The sequence below is a fragment of the Aeromonas sp. R9-2 genome, assembly GCF_040908025.1.
GTDB lineage: Bacteria > Pseudomonadota > Gammaproteobacteria > Enterobacterales > Aeromonadaceae > Aeromonas > Aeromonas veronii.
Genome location: NZ_JBFOCX010000026.1, coordinates 201,304 through 220,239 on the forward strand (window position 1 = coordinate 201,304; position 18,936 = coordinate 220,239).

Sequence of the window (18,936 nt, forward strand, 5' to 3'; positions counted from 1 at the left end):
GGCGCGTTACGCTCGGGGCTGAACAGGGGGGGGGCTAGGTGACCACCTCCGCAACCGGCACGCTGCGCTCAGATCTGAACAGAGGGAAGTAGCGGCGATCCGCCTGACTCATGTGGCCGACAACCAGCTCCTGAATGATGAAGTTGAGCAACTCGTCGTTGCCCAGTGTTCCCGCTTTGGCGGCGTGCAGCAGCTGGCCAGCCTTGTTGAGCAGGCGCTGGTGATCCTGACGGTGGCTGACGAGTTCCTGATAGTCGATCTCCGCCAGCATCTGCTCTTCAAAGGCGAAGTGATGGCGGGCCATGTCGAACAGGCTCTCCAGACTCTCCAGAAACGGGGCCGGCTCCTCGTGCTGATCTTTCATCCGCTCCAGCAGCCGGTTAGTCAATACGAAGAGCTGGCGATGCTCGGCATCGATGCGCGGGTGACCGCACTCGTGGCCGGGTTGCCACAGCAGGGCGCCCTGCTCGGGATCAAGGCCCTCGGTAAAGAGGCAGACCCGGCCGCGGCCGCGATTCTTCGCCTGATACATGGCTTGATCGGCGTGGTGCATCAGGGTTTTGGCATCCTCCCCGTGCTCGGGATAGAGCGCCAGCCCGATACTGCTGGAGATGAGCAGCTCCTGCCCCTCCAGCTGGAACGGATGGCGCAGCTGCTGGTGCAGCTTGTCGGCCACCGCCAGCACTTCGTCGCCACTCTCCGGCAGCAAGATAACGAACTCGTCGCCACCCAGCCGTGCCACCAGATCCTGTTTGCGCACGCAGTGGCTCATCCGCTCGGCCACCATATTGAGCAGAATATCCCCGGTCTCATGGCCGAAGGTGTCATTGATCGGTTTGAAGTGATCGAGATCGATAAACATCAATGCCAGCGGACGGGGAGCCTCCTGCTCCATCAGCTCCTTGAGCCGTTGCTGCAGCAAGCGGCGATTGGGCAGCCCGGTGAGGGGGTCGTAGAAGGCTAGGCGGCGCATCATCTCCTCTCGCGCTGCCCGCTCGGTGATATCCCGGGTGACCCCGAGGATCGCCTCCGGCTGGGCATTGTGGTTGCCATGGAGGGTAGTGATGGTCTCGGTCGCCACCAGATGGCCATCCTTGTGGCGCAGCTGGGTGCGAATGACCCGGCGGGTCTGGTCATGTTCCCCCCGCTGCCAGGCCTCCAGGGTGGCGGAGATCTCCTCGCGCAGCAGTTGCCTTGAGGCATCCGGTAGCAGCTGTTTGAGGGGCAGGGCAAACAGCTCGGGGGCCTCGTAGCCGCTCAGGGGGGCGATGGCCGGGCTGACATAGCGAAAGCGCAAGCTGGCGGCATCCATGGTCCAGATCACATCGGCACTGTTCTCCGCCACGAAGCGATAGTGCTGTTCGCTCTGGGCCAGTTCACGGGTCAGCCGCTGGCGATCTCGCGCCTCCTCGCGCAGGCGCAGATAGAGGTGCAAGAAGATGCCGAGCAGGGTCATCAGGGTAAAGGTGATGAGCATGGCCACCGCCACGCTCTTGTCGAGCAGTTGCCGTTGCTGGCGCAGCCGCTCCTGCGCCGGGTCGTAGATAAAGCGGTCGAGGTTGGGCAATACCGTGAGCATGCCCGCCTCCAGATAGGTTTTGGCGATCTGCAGCCAGCGCTCCTGCTGCATGTAGCCAGGTTCGATCAGATCCGGCTGCATCAGCGCTCTGGTTTCGCGAGCCTCGAACTCCAGCTGTTCACGGCCAGCCCCGGTCGGGTACTGCTCCATGATGAGGTTGATCATCTCTTCGGGGTGGTCCATCGCATAGCGCCACCCCTTGAGGCTGGCCTGCTGGAAGGCGTAGACCCGATCCTGTCGGGTGATCAGCTCCCGCTCTGAGGTAAACAGGTTGTCGCCGTAGAAGTCAAAGTCGATGGTGCGCGGACTGAAAACCCGATAGGGGATCCCTTTTTGTTGCAGATAGAAGGGCTCGGTAGTGCTGTAGGCACTAATGGCATCCACCTTGCCCGCCAGCAGTGCCTGTATCCCCTGTTTGTATGGGAGGGTGACCCAGTCGCGGCTGCGGGTCTGGTGAGAAAGGTAGGTCAGCAGCTCGTTGGAGCCAGGCTCCAGCATCAGTCGCTTGTTGGCCAGATCGGCCGGGTTGCGAATATCTGGCCGATCCAGCGTGAGCAGGATCAGCGGCGAGTGCTGCAGCAGGGCGGCGAGCACCACCACCGGACGACCGGCAGCCCGATCCAGCAGCAGATCACTGCCGCTGATGCCAAAATGGGCCTTTCCCGAGATCACCTCGCTGACCACATCGGTGCGGGAGTCCGCTTCGCGCAGGGTGACATGCAGACCGGCCTCCCGATAAAACCCTTTGGCGATGGCCGCGTAGTAACCGGCAAACTGGAACTGGTGTTGCCACGGCAACTGGACGATGACCTGCTCGCCGGCTCGCACGGGGGAAGAGGTCAGGGTCGCGATGACCATACCGACCAGCATTGGCAGAAACCAGCTCAGGGGCTGGCGGGGGGCTGCGTTCTCCGTCATACAACGTTTCTCTCGGGAGCGATGTCTAGGCTAGATTCAAGCAATTTTGTGTCACCTGCAAGGGGAGAAAAGGCGTTTGCAATAGGGTATAGGGGGGTTGGAAAGTCATTTTTGTGTCGTTCATCACACGGGATGGATACATGCCGTTTTTTTGCAAGTTATGTGACCAATAAGAGAGTCATATGGCCTATCGAAGTGGTCGCATTCTAGCCACTTTTTCCCGTTTTTATCGTTGTCATTGTAGCTTGACTGCATTTTTTCCGTGGTTGCACGTCAAGCTGTGTCGTTATATCAATAGATACTTTTATGGGGCGGTCAGGTGTGACGCAAATGTGTCGCGGCTGCTGCGCACCGGTTAATGTGCAACGGCTCAGTGATGGTACCCCGTCAGTGTTATCATGCTGCCCCCAGTTCCGGATAAGGTCTTTTTATGTCCCGCTTGCGTCTGCTTGTCTCCGACTCTCACGATCCCCTGTTCAATCTGGCCGTCGAGGAGTGCATCTTCCGCCAGATGGACCCCGGCCAGCGGGTGCTGTTCCTCTGGCGCAATGCCAATACCGTGGTGATTGGCCGTGCCCAGAATCCGTGGAAGGAGTGCAATACCCGCCGAATGGAAGAGGACGGGGTCACCCTGGCGCGTCGCAGCAGTGGCGGCGGCGCCGTGTTCCACGACCTTGGCAACAGCTGCTTCACCTTCATGGCGGGCAAGCCGGAGTATGACAAGAGCGTCTCTACCGCCATCGTGCTGGACGGGCTCAAGCGACTGGGGATCGAGGCGTTTGCCTCCGGTCGCAACGACCTGCTGGTGGCGACCCCGGACGGGGAGCGCAAGGTATCGGGTTCGGCTTACAGGGAGACCCTGGATCGCGGGTTTCACCACGGCACCCTGCTGCTGGACGCCGATCTCGGCCGCCTGGCCAACTACCTCAACCCCGACCCCAAGAAGCTGGCGGCCAAGGGGATCACCTCGGTGCGCAGCCGGGTGGCCAATCTGTGCGAACTGTTGCCAGGGATCGGTCATCAACAGGTGAGCGAGGCGCTGGTCGAGGCCTTCTTCCACCATTACGGCGCGCGAGTTGAGCCCGAGCATATCTCCCCGGAGCAGATGCCGGATCTGCCGGGCTTTGCCGAGACCTTCGCCCGCCAGCGCAGCTGGGAGTGGAACTATGGCCATGCCCCGGCCTTCAGCCATCTGCTGGAGGAGCGGTTCAGCTGGGGCGGGGTGGAGTTGCACTTTGATGTGGAGAAAGGGGTCATCACCCGGGCGCAGCTCTTTAGCGATACTCTGGAGCCGGCCCCGTTTGATCTGCTGGCGGCCGAACTGGCGGGTTGCGGCTATCGACCGGAGGCTGTCGCCGCGCGCCTGCAGCCCTGGCTGGCGGCCTTTCCGCATCAGCAGAGCGAGCTGGCGGAGTTTGCCGAGTGGCTGTTGACCTCCCTGCGTTGAGGGGGACGCTGCGCTGATGGTGGTCTGGTAGTGAGGGCGCTGTCAGCCAGGGTGGGAGCAAGATCACGAAATCTAAAGAGGCGCCTCAAAGGCGCCTTTTTGCCAGCCCTTGTTATGGCTGATACATGACAAAAAGTAGGGTAGGCCATTAGATATTGTCACTGTCGGCCCCGCAGGTACAGGGGTATAACGGCCGCACATTTGCTGTACTAATGGTATAAAAATGAGTGACTTAGTTTATTTGCAAGACGAAAGCGTCAATGCCGTTCACCCCGATTTCTCCGCCCGTTTCGCCACAGTCAAAGCCAACTTTTTCTCGCGCAATCCCGATCTCTGGCCCGTTTTTCGCGAACCCGGATTTGCCACCCTCAACGAATTTCGGGCCCGTGGTCTGGCGCCCGATGCCCGCCTGAACGCCTGGCCTGATGGCCGTGCCCGCCTGGCCGATCTCTGCGAGACCATGCCGGTGCCCGCCACCATGCGCACCTCGGGCGAGCCGATGGCCGAACTGCTGTTTGCCGCCGCCCTGTCGAAGGATTGGGAGAATCCCTCCAGCGTCGAGAACGTCATCACCATGTCGGCGGATCCCGCCATCTACGGCGCCCAGCTGGGAATTCTGGCCAACCCCAATCTGGTCTACTCCGAATACGCCGGAGTGGCCGAGGAGCTGGAGAAGAAGGTGGTGCGCCAGATTGCCCTGCTGGCAGGCTATGACCCCGAGCGGGCCACCGGCATCTTCACCCAGGGGGGTACCTTCTGTAACCTCTACGGCTACCTGCTCGGCATTCGCAAAACCTTGCCGGAGGCCAAGCACAAGGGGCTAGGCCACTATCAGGATTACCGCATCATCAACTCCCAGGGCGGTCACTACTCCAACATTACCAACCTCTCCCTGCTCGGGGTCGACATCGAGAACAAGACCATCCGCATTCAGGTCGGCGAGAACAACGACATCGATCTCGACCACCTCGAGCGCACCCTGACCGCCTGTTTTGCCCTGAAACATGTGGTGCCGACCATCATGCTCACCATGGGCACCACCGACACCTTCGGTGTGGATCAGGTGAAACCCGTGTTCGAGCTGCGCAATCGCCTCTGCGAGCAGTTCGAGGTGGCGGTCAAACCTCACATCCACGTCGATGCCGCCATCGGCTGGTCGATGATCTTCTTCCTGGGTTACGACTTTGCCGCCAACCCGCTCGCCATCAACAGCGCCACTCTGGCGGGGATCGAGCGCAACGTGGCACGCTTTGCCGAGCTGAAATATGCCGACTCCTTTACCGTCGACTTCCAGAAGTGGGGCTATGTGCCCTACACCTCCAGTCTGGTGATGATCAAGGAGCAGGATGATCTCAAGGCGATGGAGAATGACCCGGAGAACTTCTCCTACTTCGAGCGGGACATTCAGGGCCAGACCCACTTGCAATCCACCATCGAGTGCTCCCGCGGCGCGAGCGGCCTGTTCGGTGCCTATGCGGCGCTCAACTACATGGGAGTGGAGGGGTATCGCACCGTGCTGGCCCACTGCCTGCAAAATGCCAACTACTTCCGCTTCCGGTTAAGCCAGCTCGGCAACGTCAAGCTGGTGGCGCAGGAGAATCAGGGGCCGAGCGTCGGCTTCAAGATCTACAACCCCGAGTGGGTGAGCGATCCGGAAGCCGAATTCGCCTTCGAGCTGGCCCGCTCAAGCGATCCCGCCTACAAGACGCGGTTGCAGCGCAACACTGACTATCACCGCAGCTTGTTCAAGGGGCGCGGCAAGGTGGGGCTCTACACCAACTGGGTGGAGGCGGTGGCCCACTCCGACTATGACGCCCGCGGCAAGTACTCCTATATCGCCGGAGAGAAGGCGGTCTTTATGAACCCCGCCTGCACCCGCGAGCAGATCGACACCTTTATCGACCATATTCGCGGTTGATGGATGTTGCCCTGACAGCCGAGCGCAGCCTGTGATGGCAAGAGGCGGTCAGGATACCTCGCCAACAGATAGACAAAGGGCAAGCCAATTGGCTTGCCCTGCTGTTTTTGCAGCACTGTGCGTAATCAGTGGGGAAGGCCGGGTTCAGAGGGTCAGCAACTGCTCGTTTTCGACAATTTCGCACCCGGCGGGCATTTTCGAGAGGGCGATCATAGCGCGAGCCACCTGACGGGCCTCGATGGCGCGCCAGCGGGCGAGCTTGCCCACCAGCAGTGGCCGAAACAGCGGGTAGATGGTCTGAAAGACCTGCTCGGAGAGGCGCGGTGGCTGGCGATCCCCCAGCAGCATGGCGGGCCGCACGATGGCGAGCCGTGGCCAGGATTGGGCCAGCAGGGCCTGCTCCATCTTTCCCTTGGTACGCGGATAGAGAGCCGGGGACGATGCGCTGGCCCCCATGCTCGAGACCACGATCAGCCGTTGACAACCGTGGCGGCGGGCCAGCTCGGCAAAGGCGACCACATAGTCGAGATCGACCCGGCGAAACGCCTCGGCAGAGCCCGCCTCCTTGCGGGTGGTACCAAGGGCACAGAAGGCGATATCGACCGGGCGGGAGAGGGTGACGCTGGCCAGATCATCAAAATTGACCGGCAGCCAGTGGTGTGCCTCCTTGCCCGGCTGGCGACATAGCAGGGTCAGTTCATGTTCGGCAGGCAGTTGCTGCAGCAGTTCGCGACCGATCAGGCCGCTGGCTCCGGCAATCAGGATCCGGCTCATGGGGATTCTCCCTGTGTCATTCGATGGTGTTGATGCCATGGTGGCTGCTCATCAGCATCAGGCAATTTGCGAGCAGCTGCAATGGGGAGAAATGACTCAGTGTTGTCGGGCAGGATGAATTACGCGGGGCTGGATAAAAAAAAAACCGGCGCGAGGCCGGTTTTGCGGGATATCAGAGCGGGGTATTGAAAGCTGCTGGCAGTGGGAAGTCACCCGTCACTGTGGTCAGCCTGTCATTGGCGAAGGTGACAGTGAGCTCTTTGCGCTCCTTGTCGCCGTGGCCCGGCTGGAATTCATAGAGGTAGTACCAGGTGTTGGGGTCAAAGCCGTCACGCAGCATGGGGGTCCCCAGCACATAGCTGACCTGCTCGCGGGTCATCCCCTGGCGCAGTTTGTCGACCTGTTTTTGTTCCACATAGTTGCCCTGGGGAATATCGATACGATAGACCAGGCTGCAACCGGAGAGGGTGAGGGCGGTCAAAGCCGCGGCAATCAGGTGTTTCATCCGCATATCGAGTTCAGATCATCCATTCAAGTCTTTTTACGCTGGCCGAATCATACCTACTCCCTTGGCGGAAGTAAAAAGCCAAGGCAAAAATAGCCAAAGGGAGTTAACCCCCTTTGGCCAGCACGGCATCATTCACTGTGGTTAGGGATTGGCCTGACGAGCCTAAGCATAGGTGCACTGTAACCGCCTTCATTAAACACTTCATGTGATGGTTCGAACTGAAGGTAGTTGTATCCATCTCCGGAGGAACTGTCTGAAATAAACTGGAGCATGGTTAAGGCATAGCTTTGGTTGGTTAGCTTGTTGCAAGTCTGTTTCTGCTCTTCGGTTGGCTCAATATATTCGTCGGTCACCGCATCAAATCTGGCTTCACACGCATGCAGTTTGAGGACTTCAGTGTCTGCGGTCAGCTGAGGGTCTGGAAAGCCCACTGCGCTATAGGCAGCAGGTTGGCACTGAGGGTTGTAGAGGGTAAACAGCTCCTTGATGTCTGGGGCCCGCCAAGGGTGTGCAGGGGAGCCAAGCCGGTCGTTGGCCTGCATGATGATGGTCATCAAGGGGTTGTCGCTCGGGCTTGCTCTGCTGCTGATCACCTCAGGCATGCCCTCGCAGCCAGAGCCATTATCACTGACTTGTTGACCGTAGGGGCAGTAAAGCCACTGCAGGCCGGTGGCTCTGTCGTTGACCACCTGCAGCTTGCCTTCGGCCGTGTCGATCAGTTCGCTAACGAAACGGGTACCATCGTCCTGATAGCTAGGCAGGCATTCACGGGCCAGGCTCGCTGCCGGCAACAGGGCGGCAGCAAGTAATAGGGGGAAGAGAGAGTGGTGCATTTTATTCTCCTGTGACTTTGAAGCCATCGCTCACCAGCATGACGTGGTGGGGTTGATACTGACGGGCAATGCTGCCACGTAGCTGGGTAGTTGGGCGAACCTTGTAAGCATCTGGTCCGCCATCATCTTTCGCCCAGGTGCCGATGGGGCGACTGACCGGCATCACATCCGAGGTCCAGAAGCCGTGGGAGATACTCTCCAGCTCTTTCCACTTGCCACTGGTGTATTGCAGACCCGAATAGAGCGGGAAGTAGCGGGTATCGAGGGCAATGGGATTATCCCGGGTCAGGGTCATGATGCCGTAGAACTCCTGCTGGCTGGGGGCGCGCCAGTTGGAGAGGCCGCATAGCTTGCTATGGTTGACCTGGCTTATCTGGCGTTTCAGGTTGCAGCGGCTGCGGTCACTGGCCAGAGCACCACTTTGCGGGTCATAGCAGCTGCCGTTGAAGGCGTTGTTGCTCTGGATATCGTCATAGGCAAACAGGCTTTTGTCATCGTGCAGGGAAGATTCGCCATCTTTGTGTTGTACCTTGGTCTCCCACACCAGCCCACTCAGGGCGTCGGCCACGCAGGCAAACGGCATCTGTTTGTAGGAGAGATCCTGGCGTGGCAGGGGGTCTCCCCGGTTGTCCAGCTTGATGTAGCGAGCGCCGAGCACTCCATCCAGATTGCTGTTGACCGCTTGTCCACTCAAGGGATCGCAGCGGCTATCTAGGTCCCGGCCACGCTTGCCATCATCTAGCCCCATGCTGTGGGTGATACGGGTATCGGCCACATGCAACTGCCCGGCTCGGTAGGTCAGTGGGGCACTGATGGTGCCACCCTCGCTCATCACTCTTATCTGGTAGTCCTGATAGTGAGGGAGACCCTTGAGGGTGATGCGAGTCTGCTGGCTGATGTTTTGCTGTTCGGCGTTTTCAATATGTTCAAACGGGGTTTTCCCCCAGCCAATTCGATACTGACTCACTCCATCCTGGGGTTGCCAGCCGAGTGTGACCCAGTGGCTGCCATCCTGATCACGGCCCTGACCCAGAATAGCCAGGCCGATCACTTGATCTGACAACACCTCGCGCTGACAGACAGGGGATATGGGGCTGTTGGGGTAGGGGGTGAGCCAGCTACCCGCTGTGGTGGTTCCGGGATAGAGAAGAGCATCGCTTTCCGAGTTGCGGATCAGACCGGTCGCCGCCTTGATGATGTGGGAGATGTTCTTGTCTGGATTGGCATTCAACAGGGGGCCCAGCCCGCTATTGTCGGCGATGGTGGTTTCCAGTTTGAACAGGTCCGGTATCTGATTGTTGCGGGACACGGTTGAATATTCATTGGCCATGTTGATCTCCAGCCAGCTCAGCAGTTGCTGGCGAAAATCAGTGCCCTCGATCAGGTTGACAGATTGCTGCCAGAGCTCCCCTTCGGCCTGCAGGGCAACCATGGCTGCCAGTAGCTCAACCTGATGCCTCGGTAGTGCCTTGAGTTTTTGATCCAGCTCAGCCAGGGTCCAGGCTTGCCAGTCCAGGAAAGAGCCCATGCCGGCACTGAGTGTGGTTTTGAGCAGCAGAGCCCACTGCGCCGTGGTGGTATAGCCCACATTGAGGCGCGGATATTCGTTGGCACCGAGCATGCCATCGCGATTTTCATCGCGCTTGACCAGCTCGCAGAAAGAGCCGAGCACCGAGCGCAGTTCCACCTCACTCTTGGCATCCTGTACCACCAGGGTCAGGGTGTCTTCCATCAGATCATCACTGGTCTCGCTGCTGCCCGGTTTGCAACTGGCGAAGCTGTTGTTGAGGTCAGCGAGCGTGAGAGTGGTGCTGTACTGGTTGCCCTGCTTGATAGGAAGAGACTCTTGCATCTGACCACTCTGGGCCATTACCGCAAGCCGTTGTGGCCGAATGGGGCGTTCTGGTTTGAAATAGTGGGCATTGAGCCCATTGTGGTTGGGTTTGGCACCGATCTCTACCGATACCGATGCTTCGCTCAGACGAGAGGGGAATTGTCCCAGCAAGGTCAGTTTGCGCTGTGGGTAGAAGGTGGTGAGCAGCTGGTAGGTCGCTGTGCGGGTATCCAGTTTCTCCATGGCAGCGAGAGCATCGTTCAGCCGGGTTTCGGCGTCGTCAGGTAATGTTGTGCCTTGGCTGGTGGCCAGTGTCGTCAGGTGTTCAAACAGGGTGGATGTCGGGTTGGACTGTTGCTGGCTGACCAGTGCAGTTGCCAACTCACTGAGCTGCCGAGCCGGCAGCGGCATATCGCCGTTCAGGGTCAACTGCAGCAAGGCGGTGAGATCTCGGGCAAAACGGTGATTGAGATGAGGGTCACTGAAGAGCTGGCCAGAGACATCCTGTTTTCCCTCCTGCGTTTGCAGCGCCGCCATGATGCCCTGATATGCCAGCGGCATGGGGGAGAGGTGCAGGCGAGGACTCTCTTGCTCGGTGATGATCCCATCCCCGTTTTGATCCTGTTTGAGCAGTTGTGTCAGCGTAGGCAATTCACTGCTGAGGGATAGCGCGCTGTTCTGACGGTGGCTGGCGACAAGGCGCAGCGCCTTGTCTTGTGGCCATTGGCTCAATTTCAGTTTGAAGCCGAAACTGCCATCAGCCTGAGCGCTCTGGGTGACGCAGACCTTGTCGGCACAGAGCTGAATATCAAATTGTCCACCCTGTTCGTGAGTCAGCGGCAGTGCACCGGCCAGATCCAGCGAAGTGGGTGGGGCGGGCTGTGTCGTCTCCGTTGTTGGTTGGCCCGATTGGTCTGGTGATGTTGTTCCCGAGCCGCTACCTGAGCTCCCTCCGCTGCTACTGCTGGTGTTTCCTCCGCTGGCAGTACCTCCCGCAGTGCCCGGGGTGTTGCCACTTCCGCTATCCGGTGTGGTGGGTTGCTGGTTGCTACCGCTTCCTCCGCTGTTGCTTGCGTTATTTCCCGCCTGCTCGGGGCTGCCCAGCTCTGCCTTACATGCCAGCAATGTGGCGCAGCAAAGGAGCAACAGCAGTGGTTTCGTTGTCCTGAACACGTTCGACTCCGTTATTGTTGTTTAGATTATTAATCTGCCAAGTCCGGTTTTTAGCGCGTAAATGAAACCAATTGCAGATGTTTTTGCTGTTAACTTCGTTAGATTGGCAAATTCACTCTGCGAATTATTTCATTTGGTGTTAATGATATTGATTCTCGTTTGTGATCTCAATATCATCCTGTCGTTGTTTAATTTCAGGCATAAAAAACAGGGACAAAAAATGACGATGCGAGTTTGGGATTACCTTCGTGACTACCTGAAGGATGAAAGCGGTGCCACGGCCATTGAGTACGGCATCCTGGCTGCAGGGTTGGCGGCCGGGATCCTGGCCATATTTGGCTCGGACGGGATCTTCATCACGGCGTTGAAGGAGAAGTTCACCGCCATTGTTGCCGGGTTGAATATGGACGCGGCTGGCAAGTGATGGCGTGGGGGCAATGGCTCGCCACATTGATGGCCTGCTGGTGTCTGGTCAGTGATTTGTTCGAACGGCGGATCCCCAATCTGGCGGTGCTGGTACTGGCCCTCTGGGTTGGCTGGTTGTTGCCGTTCAATCCGCTGTCACTGGTGTTGGCCATACTGACCTTGCTGCTGGGGCTGATTGCCTATCGCAGAGGCTGGTGTGGCGCCGGGGACAGTAAATTGCTGGCGGTCTGCCTTTATGGGGCAGGTGAACAATGGCCCGAATTATTGCTGTTGATGGCGTTCTCCGGTGGCCTGCTCAGCCTGGTGTGTTTGATCCATAGCCGCCTGCGCCCTTCACCCAATCCAACTACTGTGCCTTATGGGTTTGCCATCCTCTGGGCGGCAGCTCTGACCACACCTCTATTTATGTAGTCACACCTTATGAAGAAACTCTTTTTGCTTATCGCTGCACTGCTGGTGCTGGCGGCGATGCTGGCTACCTTGTGGCCAGCTGAACCTGCGCCGCAGAGCGGTGCATCCCTACGGGATGCGCCAGTAGAATCGTTGGCGCCAGATCGGGTGGCCCAAGTGCTGGTTGCCGCCCATCGGGTGCAGGCTGGCTCTTTCATTCATCCCGAAGATCTGCGCTGGCAAGCCCTTCCCGAAGCCGAAGAGAGGAACCTGCCGGGTCTCTTTCTGTTTGGTTTTACCGATACCAAGGCCCTCAAGGGGAGTCTGGTGACCCGCACGCTGGAGGCGGGCCAGATAGTCTCTGCCGATGATCTGGTTCGTCCCGAGCAGAGTCACTATCTCTCCGCCATGATGGCGCCGGGCATGCGAGCGGTAACGCTGGCGTTGGGGAGGGAGGCGGCCAGCCACGGCCTGATCCGGCCCGGTAACCGGGTGGATGTGATCCTCACCAGCAAGCATGCGCGTCAGCACAATGCCCAAGGGGCAGAGGTAACCAGCAATCAGTCGGCCGAGATCATTCTGACCGATATCAAACTGCTGGCCATCGACGCCCAGGTGACCGATATCGCCGCGCTCAACGGCAATCCTGCGGCACAGGATAACTTCGACCAGGTCGCCGTGACCTTCGAGTTGCCCCCTCGAGCGGCAGCACGCTTGTTGCTGGCACATCGCTTGGGAGAGCTGGCTCTGGTGCTGTGTTCGGCACAGAGCGCACCGGCGGGCAGCCCTGCGATGGCGCTGCCGGAGGGGAGTCTGATATGGGCTGAACAGGTCGCTCGCGGCCAGAACCCGAGAGCCATTCCAGGTCATGGGGTCAAGATCAGTTATGGCGACGGCAACGACCGAACCCGTCAACCCTAATCAACATAGAAAGGAAATGATGTTGCGAACATTTGCCATATTGCTCGCCATGCTGCCGCTCTGGGCCGCAGCCGCCGAGAGCCTGACGCTCACTCCCGAGCAATCCACCCTGCTCAATTTTGATGAACCTGTGCTGGATGCCTTTGTCGTCAATTCGGAGTTGGTCAGAGTGCACAGCCCCTCTGATCAGCAATTGCTGATCTATGGCCGCAAGGTGGGCAACACCGATCTGGTGGTGACTGCTCTCGATGGCCGAACCCTGGGTCACTATCGGGTAACCGTCGTCGCTGATCTCGCACCGCTTGAACAGCTGGCCCGTCAGCATTTCCCCCAGAGTCGACTCACCTTTAGCGAGTCGGGCGGTGCCATCGTAGTGGCAGGAGAGGTGACCAGCCCGCTGCAGGCGCACGAAATCCTCAGCATGGTGGAAGGCTTTGCCAAGGGACTGCAACCGCAATCCGTTGCCCAGAGTACGGTGACGGCCCCTGCGCCTCCGGCGGGTAACCAGGATGAAGGTGCCGCTGTCGCCGGTGGGGGCAGCGGTCAGTACGCCAATGTCATCAACCAGCTGCGACTGGCCGGATCGGATCAAATCAACATATCGGTGCGCATTGTCGAGATGCAGCGTACTACCAGTGAACAGCTGGGGCTGCGCTGGAGCGCGATGGGGGAGTATCTGCAGTTGGGTGTCTCGCCGGGTAACCGTTTCCCGAAGCCGCTGGAGCGAGGCAGCTGGACCGGCAAGAAAGATGTGGTCTACATCAACGCCATCATCGATGCGCTGGTGGAAAACAGCCTGGTCAATGTATTGGCCGAGCCCAACCTGACGGCCAAATCGGGAGAGGCGGCGACCTTTATGTCCGGCGGTGAGTTCCCCTTTCCGGTTGGCAACGGGGATAACGGGCCCGAGATTGAGTTCAAGAAGTTCGGCATCTCGCTGGAGCTGACGCCGACCCCGCTGGACAACAATCGCATCAGCCTGACGGTCTCCCCGGAAGTATCGACCCTGAGCCGGGAGAACAGCGTCACCATTGCCGGGGTCGTGGTACCGGGTATCGAGACGCGTCGTACCACCACCACCATCGAGCTGGCTGACGGCCAGAGCTTTGCGCTGGCAGGTTTGGTGCGCAGCCATCGCAACCAGAATAACGAAGCGTTGCCCTTCCTGGGAGAGATCCCCGGGCTGGCCCCCTTCTTTGGCAGCAACAGCTTCAAAAATCAGGAGAGCGAGCTGGTGATCATCGCTACCGCCCGTCTGGTGCAGCCCACCAGCGATCCCCTTTCCCTGTCGACGCCGCTGGATCACTACCGGGCTCCGAGTCGCTTCGAGCGACTGTTCTTCACCGACATGGGGTCAACCCAATTGCCGGCGGCGCAGACAACCCGCCTGTTTGGCAACTATGGCTACAGCTACTGAGGAGGATGACCATGTTGAAAGAGACGCTGTTGCTGGCCATGACGTTGCCGTTACTGGCTTGTACCACCCCACCTCCGGCTGCCCCTCTCAAGGATCAGTTGCAATTCCGGGTTGCCCCGTCGCAGTTGCAACAGCAGTTGCAATGGCAACTGGCCCCCCTGGCCAATCGGCTGGAGGCGGGCACCGTCACGCTGCAGATCAGCGGGCCGCAGCCAGCAAGCAATGCGCCAACGCCGGAGGCGCTGCGCCAGCAGCTGGCTCAGTGGCTGGCGCTCGAGACCCGGCTCATCTTCACCCCGACCGGGCAAGGTGACTATCAGGTGCAACTCGATGCCACCTTGCAGCCGGATAGCTGCCGTTATACCAGAGGCGGGGCGTCAGCCCCTGCCAGCGCCTGTCTGGTGCTGCGCAATCAATATCGTGCCCAAAGTCATGGCGAGCACTGGGCTCGTGGTGCCCGTTATGACGGCAGTGGTAGCGCCCTCGATGCCGGCGCGGTACAGCGCCTCTATCAGGGCAAGGCCAAATCGGCCAAGAAACAGCAGACGACCGGGGAGTAAGTCATGAGTGAACAAGCCAAACGGCTGGTGGCCGTGATGCGTCAGCCAGCCTTGAGTGCCGGGGTCGAGCGGGTGATGGCCGGATTGAGCGATGTGGAGCAACTGCAGCTGACGGGCTCTCTGGCGGAGGCCAGAGCGCACTGTCTGGCTCACGGTGCGCCCGATATCCTGCTGGTGGAGGTGGAAAATCAGCAGACGCTGGCGGCCGATCTGGCGGCGCTTGCCGAATGTTGTCCACCCCAGATGCGGCTGGTGCTGCTGGGGGAGCGGGGAGATGTCGCCCTGTTTCGCTGGTTGATCTCGGTGGGGGTGGATGATTACTACCCGGCGCCGCTGGATCCTGATGCGCTTCGTGCAGGTCTGCTGCGTCTGCTGGGGGTGCCGCTGGTGACCTCCTTGCGTAAAGGGAGAGTGATCTGTGTCGTGGGGGCCGCGGGTGGCGTCGGCACCAGTACCGTCTGCGCCAATCTGGCACTGGAGCTGGCAGAGCAGCATCACCGTCAGGTGGCCCTGCTGGATCTCAATCTTTATCACAGCCGTCACCCCATTTTGTTGGGCAGCGACTATGCCCCGCCCGGCGAGCAGTGGTGGCAGGCGACAGATCGGTTAGATGGCACCCTGCTGGCCCACACCGCTCATCAACTCGGGCCACGGTTGTTCCTTTTCTATGACGAGGGCGCTGAGCTGGTGCTCGGCGCCGAGCAGCTGGTGGCCGCGGTCAATGTGATGGCGGAGCACTACAGCACCCTCATTATCGATGTGCCGGACCTGCGCAGCCATGGGTTACGCGCCTTGCTGCAAGAGGCAGATGTGGTGATCTGGTTGCACGATTTCAGTCTGGGGGCATTGCGACTGCTGGGGAACTTGCCAAAAGGGGGGCAGGCTCAACGTCACCTGCTGGTAGGCAACCATTGCCGCGGCAAGGAGGGGCGAGTGCCCGCCACGGAGCTGGAGCGGGTCTGTGGTCAACCTCATGCTGCCGTGTTGCCTTATGACCACGGCGCCTTTGTGCGAGCCGAGCGGGCCGGCATGGCGCTTATCAAACAAAAAAGCAAACTGGCCCGAGCAATCAAGTGGCTGGCAGCCGAGCTGGTTGGCACCCAACCTGCGGGACGTCGCCGGGGAGGATTGCGCTGATGTTTGGACAAGCCAGCAATCGGCAGCTGCCGGTACAAGGGGCGCTGCTGACCATGTCTGAGGCCGCGCGCGAGGCGTTTTACGAGCTGGTGGAACCCTCGGTGGCCGCCACCTTGCCCCGTGATGCATTGTTGGAGCGGGTCGCCAATGCCCTCGATCAGCTCTCGAGCCGCCGCATGCTCCCTTACAACCGTCAGGAGTTGCTCCTGCTGGGGCGGCAACTGGTGGACGAGATGGTGGGGGTCGGGCCGCTGCAACCCCTGCTCGATGATCCCGAGGTGTCGGACATTCTGGTCAATGGTCCGGACAAGGTTTATGTGGAGCGGCACGGCAAGCTGGTGTTATCAGGGGTGCGCTTTCGCGACCGTCAGCATGTGTTCAATGTGGCGCAGCGGATCGTCAACGCGGTGGGACGGCGGGTGGATGAGTCCACCCCCATGGTGGATGCCCGTCTGGCCGATGGCAGCCGGGTTAACGTCATTGCACCGCCGATCGCCCTGTGCGGCACTTCCATCTCCATTCGCAAATTCCCGAGTAGCCGCCTGACGTTGGCTCATCTGGTGGAGAAAGGGGCCTTGTCGGACGCCATGGCCCGCTTTCTCGGTCTGGCTGCTCGCAGTCGTTTCAACGTGTTGATCTCGGGGGGGACGGGGTCGGGCAAGACCACCCTGCTCAACGCCCTGAGCAAGCACATCAACGACGACGAGCGGATCATCACCATTGAAGATGCCGCCGAGCTCTCTCTTGAGCAGCCGCACTGGGTACCGCTGGAGACGCGCAACGAGAGTGCCGAAGGCAAGGGGGAGGTTAGCGTGCGGGCACTGGTGCGCAATGCGCTGCGGATGCGGCCGGACCGGATCATCTTGGGGGAAGTGCGCGGCGCCGAGGCGTTCGACATGCTGCAGGCGATGAACACCGGCCATGACGGTTCACTCTGCACCCTGCACGCCAACACACCGGAAGATGCGCTGCTGCGCCTGACCAACATGTTGCAGATGGGGGCTGAGCGCCTCTCCGAGCAGATCATTCAGGCCCAGATCGCCAGCGCGGTGGATCTAGTGGTGCAACTGGAGCGGATGCGCGATGGTCAGCGCCGCATCACTGCCATCAGTGAAATCACGGCGCTGGAGGGAGGTCAGATCAGGATGAAACCGTTGTTTCGTTTCGTGCTGGAGTCCGAGCTGCACGGCAAGTTGCAGGGGCGCTTCATGGCCCATCCGCTCTCGGCCGGGGTACAAGAAAAGGCCCGTCAGGCGGGCCTGCTAGCCGAGTTGCTGGCGTGCATGGATGAAGATGGGGAGGAGGGCGCATGAGTATGCTGTTATCCGTCTGCCTTGGCTGGGGGGCGGTTTGTCTGCTGCTCTGGCAATGGCAGAGTCGGCGTGAAGCCTGGCTGCAACAGAGCCAGCGTTATGGCGGGCAACCGGAGTCCCGGGAGGCGGCGCGTCCCTTGCCCCAGTGGTATCAGCAGATGGTGACCATGGTGGGTCAGGAACAACTGACTCGCTGGTGCTGGCAGGGGCCGGCAGGCGCCGCACTTGCCTGCATCTTGCTGGTCGCCAATGGCATGCCGCTTTGGCTGGCGTTGTTGCTGGCGGTTGGCGGGGCACTGCTGCTTGGTCTGCTGCTCTATCAACAGCTGCAACAGCGAGCGCTGGAGCAGTTTCGCACCGGCCTGCCCGAGGTGATTGACGGGATGATCCGGGCGCTGCGGGTGGGGGCGCCGCTGGCCGATATTTTCCTGCAAGTGGCACGGCAGCAGCGCGGCTTGATGTCACGGCTGTTTGCCCAGATGCACGACGAGTTGCAGGTAGGGCAACCGGTGGCGCAAGTGATGCGACAGGCGGCAAGCAGGGTCACGGTGGCCGAGTTCCAGTTTCTGACCATAGTGCTCAGCCTGCAGCAAGAGACCGGTGGTCGCCTCTCCGACGTGCTGGCACAACTGGTCGAAACCCTGCGTGCCCGTCAGACCCTGGCGGCCAGCATCCAGACCATCACCGCCGAGAGTCGCAACTCTGCCAAGGTATTGGCCGCTCTGCCTGTCATCATCCTGCTGGTGCTGTTCAGTACCGGGCGGGAGCACTTTACCTATCTGATGACCACGGCCAGCGGCCAGTGGGTGATGGGGTATGTCTCATTCAGCGTGGCGGCGGGGCTCTGGCTTATCCGCCGGCTCACGCGTCTGCAGGGGTAGGTCATGGCTGTTATCCAACTATTCGCATTGGCACTGCTATCGCTTGCGCTTGCCGCAGTGACGGGCTGGTACGGTTACCGGCAACAGCAACAGTGGCAACAACAGTGTCGCCGTTATGCCACTCTTGCCGCGGCAAAGGTGTCGGGGCGTGAGTGGCTGGCGTGGTGCGGCCGCGGTTATCCGGTGGGCGGCCGCGAGCAGGCACGCTTGCAGCAGTTACTGGCGCAAGCCGGTATCTTTGCCAGCCAGGGTTTTGACCGGTTACGGGGGGCCAAACTGCTGGGGGGACTGGGGTTGGCCATCATGGTGCTGACATGGCGCCTGCTGGGTGCCCCGGCCGATGGATTCACCCTGATGTGGGTACTGATAGCCTATGTGGTAGGGGCCGGTTTGCCGGAGCGCTGGCTGCAGTGGCGGGCCCGCAAGGTCAAGGCGGCTCAGCAGAAGGTGGTGCCTGATGCCATCGACCTGCTGGTGATCAGCGTCGAGGCGGGGCTTGCGCTGGATCGGGCGTTGCTGCGAGTGGGTCACTATCTGGAGGCGTTGGAGCCGGGGCTTGCCCGGCAATTCTTGCGTACTCATGCCGAGATCCAGATGCGCGGCGATCAGGCCAGCTGTCTGGCACGGCTTGCCTGGCGGACCGGCTTGCCCGAGCTGGATCGTCTCGCCAACACCTTGCAGATGGCTCAGCAGTACGGGTCGCCATTGGCCGAGACCATGCGCACCATCAGTCAGGAGGCGCGCCAGATGCGACGACTGGCACTGGAGGAGCAGGCAGGCTCCCTGCCGGGCAAGATCACCCTCATCCAGATGGCGCTCATCATGTTGCCCATGCTGGTGCTGATCATTGCCCCCACCCTCAATTTGTTGATCAACAGCCTGCGTTGAGCAGGTGATGGAATCGGAT

16 protein-coding genes are annotated in these 18,936 nt (G+C 60.3%); 11 read left to right on the forward strand and 5 right to left on the reverse strand.

Features of this window, described 5'->3' with window-relative positions; all coding sequences use genetic code 11:
• Positions 1-34: 34 nt before the first annotated feature.
• Entirely contained in the window at positions 35-2,449 is a 2,415-nt protein-coding gene (locus tag AB5Y71_RS15070) for a diguanylate cyclase (RefSeq protein WP_368171970.1), read from the reverse strand.
• 478 nt (positions 2,450-2,927) lie between these two features.
• Between AB5Y71_RS15070 and AB5Y71_RS15075 the strand changes: the two genes are divergently transcribed.
• Positions 2,928-3,944 (forward strand): lipoate--protein ligase A, encoded by a 1,017-nt coding sequence (locus AB5Y71_RS15075; RefSeq protein WP_236268456.1) that lies wholly within the window; start codon positions 2,928-2,930, stop codon positions 3,942-3,944.
• A 223-nt stretch (positions 3,945-4,167) separates the two neighbouring features.
• The gene (locus AB5Y71_RS15080; RefSeq protein WP_368171924.1) at positions 4,168-5,862 is read left to right on the forward strand and encodes an aspartate aminotransferase family protein; all 1,695 of its coding nucleotides are present in this window, start codon (positions 4,168-4,170) and stop codon (positions 5,860-5,862) included.
• A 144-nt stretch (positions 5,863-6,006) separates the two neighbouring features.
• On the opposite strand, the gene AB5Y71_RS15085 is transcribed toward AB5Y71_RS15080, so the two are convergent.
• From AB5Y71_RS15085 to AB5Y71_RS15100, 4 genes are all read right to left on the reverse strand, one after another.
• Positions 6,007-6,636: an NAD(P)H-binding protein gene (locus AB5Y71_RS15085; RefSeq protein WP_113738797.1), complete on the reverse strand. Its 630-nt coding sequence runs from the start codon at positions 6,634-6,636 to the stop codon at positions 6,007-6,009.
• 172 nt (positions 6,637-6,808) lie between these two features.
• The gene (bamE, locus tag AB5Y71_RS15090) at positions 6,809-7,147 is read right to left on the reverse strand and encodes an outer membrane protein assembly factor BamE (RefSeq protein ID WP_005337980.1); all 339 of its coding nucleotides are present in this window, start codon (positions 7,145-7,147) and stop codon (positions 6,809-6,811) included.
• A 125-nt stretch (positions 7,148-7,272) separates the two neighbouring features.
• Positions 7,273-7,977 (reverse strand): hypothetical protein, encoded by a 705-nt coding sequence (locus AB5Y71_RS15095; RefSeq protein ID WP_368171925.1) that lies wholly within the window; start codon positions 7,975-7,977, stop codon positions 7,273-7,275.
• 1 nt (position 7,978) lies between these two features.
• Entirely contained in the window at positions 7,979-10,984 is a 3,006-nt protein-coding gene (locus tag AB5Y71_RS15100) for a DUF1566 domain-containing protein (RefSeq protein WP_368171926.1), read from the reverse strand.
• Positions 10,985-11,045: 61 nt separating this feature from the next.
• Here AB5Y71_RS15100 and AB5Y71_RS15105 point away from each other — a divergent pair, with 61 nt between their 5' ends.
• The 9 genes from AB5Y71_RS15105 to AB5Y71_RS15145 are packed head-to-tail and all read left to right on the forward strand — an operon-like array spanning position 11,046 to position 18,917.
• Positions 11,046-11,408 (forward strand): Flp family type IVb pilin, encoded by a 363-nt coding sequence (locus tag AB5Y71_RS15105; protein ID WP_368171927.1) that lies wholly within the window; start codon positions 11,046-11,048, stop codon positions 11,406-11,408.
• Positions 11,408-11,821, forward strand: a complete 414-nt coding sequence (locus AB5Y71_RS15110; protein ID WP_183042107.1) for a prepilin peptidase — start codon at positions 11,408-11,410, stop codon at positions 11,819-11,821. Before AB5Y71_RS15105 ends, AB5Y71_RS15110 begins: the two co-directional genes overlap by 1 nt.
• Positions 11,822-11,830: 9 nt before the next feature.
• Positions 11,831-12,721 carry a Flp pilus assembly protein CpaB gene (gene cpaB, locus AB5Y71_RS15115; protein WP_110302831.1) on the forward strand — a complete coding sequence of 297 codons (891 nt, stop codon included), beginning with the start codon at positions 11,831-11,833 and terminating at the stop codon, positions 12,719-12,721.
• A gap of 19 nt (positions 12,722-12,740) precedes the next feature.
• The gene (locus AB5Y71_RS15120) at positions 12,741-14,138 is read left to right on the forward strand and encodes a type II and III secretion system protein family protein (protein WP_368171971.1); all 1,398 of its coding nucleotides are present in this window, start codon (positions 12,741-12,743) and stop codon (positions 14,136-14,138) included.
• 11 nt (positions 14,139-14,149) lie between these two features.
• Positions 14,150-14,698, forward strand: coding sequence for a pilus assembly protein FlpD (locus tag AB5Y71_RS15125; protein ID WP_368171928.1), 549 nt, complete (start codon positions 14,150-14,152; stop codon positions 14,696-14,698).
• 3 nt (positions 14,699-14,701) lie between these two features.
• The gene (locus AB5Y71_RS15130) at positions 14,702-15,835 is read left to right on the forward strand and encodes a CpaE family protein (RefSeq protein ID WP_368171929.1); all 1,134 of its coding nucleotides are present in this window, start codon (positions 14,702-14,704) and stop codon (positions 15,833-15,835) included.
• Positions 15,835-17,148, forward strand: a complete 1,314-nt coding sequence (locus tag AB5Y71_RS15135) for a CpaF family protein (protein ID WP_368171930.1) — start codon at positions 15,835-15,837, stop codon at positions 17,146-17,148. Before AB5Y71_RS15130 ends, AB5Y71_RS15135 begins: the two co-directional genes overlap by 1 nt.
• Entirely contained in the window at positions 17,145-18,029 is an 885-nt protein-coding gene (locus AB5Y71_RS15140) for a type II secretion system F family protein (RefSeq protein ID WP_368171931.1), read from the forward strand. The genes AB5Y71_RS15135 and AB5Y71_RS15140 overlap by 4 nt, the downstream gene beginning before the upstream one ends.
• 3 nt (positions 18,030-18,032) lie before the next feature.
• A complete protein-coding gene (locus AB5Y71_RS15145) occupies positions 18,033-18,917 on the forward strand; it encodes a type II secretion system F family protein (RefSeq protein WP_368171932.1) in 885 nt (294 codons plus the stop codon).
• Positions 18,918-18,936: the final 19 nt, after the last annotated feature.

Coding starts and splice junctions, on each gene's coding strand:
- AB5Y71_RS15070 (WP_368171970.1), bottom strand. CDS start 2,449: ATGCTGGTCGGTATGGTCATCGCGACCCTGACCTCTTCCCCCGTGCGA.
- AB5Y71_RS15075 (WP_236268456.1), top strand. CDS start 2,928: ATGTCCCGCTTGCGTCTGCTTGTCTCCGACTCTCACGATCCCCTGTTC.
- AB5Y71_RS15080 (WP_368171924.1), top strand. CDS start 4,168: ATGAGTGACTTAGTTTATTTGCAAGACGAAAGCGTCAATGCCGTTCAC.
- AB5Y71_RS15085 (WP_113738797.1), bottom strand. CDS start 6,636: ATGAGCCGGATCCTGATTGCCGGAGCCAGCGGCCTGATCGGTCGCGAA.
- bamE (WP_005337980.1), bottom strand. CDS start 7,147: ATGCGGATGAAACACCTGATTGCCGCGGCTTTGACCGCCCTCACCCTC.
- AB5Y71_RS15095 (WP_368171925.1), bottom strand. CDS start 7,977: ATGCACCACTCTCTCTTCCCCCTATTACTTGCTGCCGCCCTGTTGCCG.
- AB5Y71_RS15105 (WP_368171927.1), top strand. CDS start 11,046: ATGAAACCAATTGCAGATGTTTTTGCTGTTAACTTCGTTAGATTGGCA.
- AB5Y71_RS15110 (WP_183042107.1), top strand. CDS start 11,408: ATGGCGTGGGGGCAATGGCTCGCCACATTGATGGCCTGCTGGTGTCTG.
- cpaB (WP_110302831.1), top strand. CDS start 11,831: ATGAAGAAACTCTTTTTGCTTATCGCTGCACTGCTGGTGCTGGCGGCG.
- AB5Y71_RS15120 (WP_368171971.1), top strand. CDS start 12,741: ATGTTGCGAACATTTGCCATATTGCTCGCCATGCTGCCGCTCTGGGCC.
- AB5Y71_RS15125 (WP_368171928.1), top strand. CDS start 14,150: ATGTTGAAAGAGACGCTGTTGCTGGCCATGACGTTGCCGTTACTGGCT.
- AB5Y71_RS15130 (WP_368171929.1), top strand. CDS start 14,702: ATGAGTGAACAAGCCAAACGGCTGGTGGCCGTGATGCGTCAGCCAGCC.
- AB5Y71_RS15135 (WP_368171930.1), top strand. CDS start 15,835: ATGTTTGGACAAGCCAGCAATCGGCAGCTGCCGGTACAAGGGGCGCTG.
- AB5Y71_RS15140 (WP_368171931.1), top strand. CDS start 17,145: ATGAGTATGCTGTTATCCGTCTGCCTTGGCTGGGGGGCGGTTTGTCTG.
- AB5Y71_RS15145 (WP_368171932.1), top strand. CDS start 18,033: ATGGCTGTTATCCAACTATTCGCATTGGCACTGCTATCGCTTGCGCTT.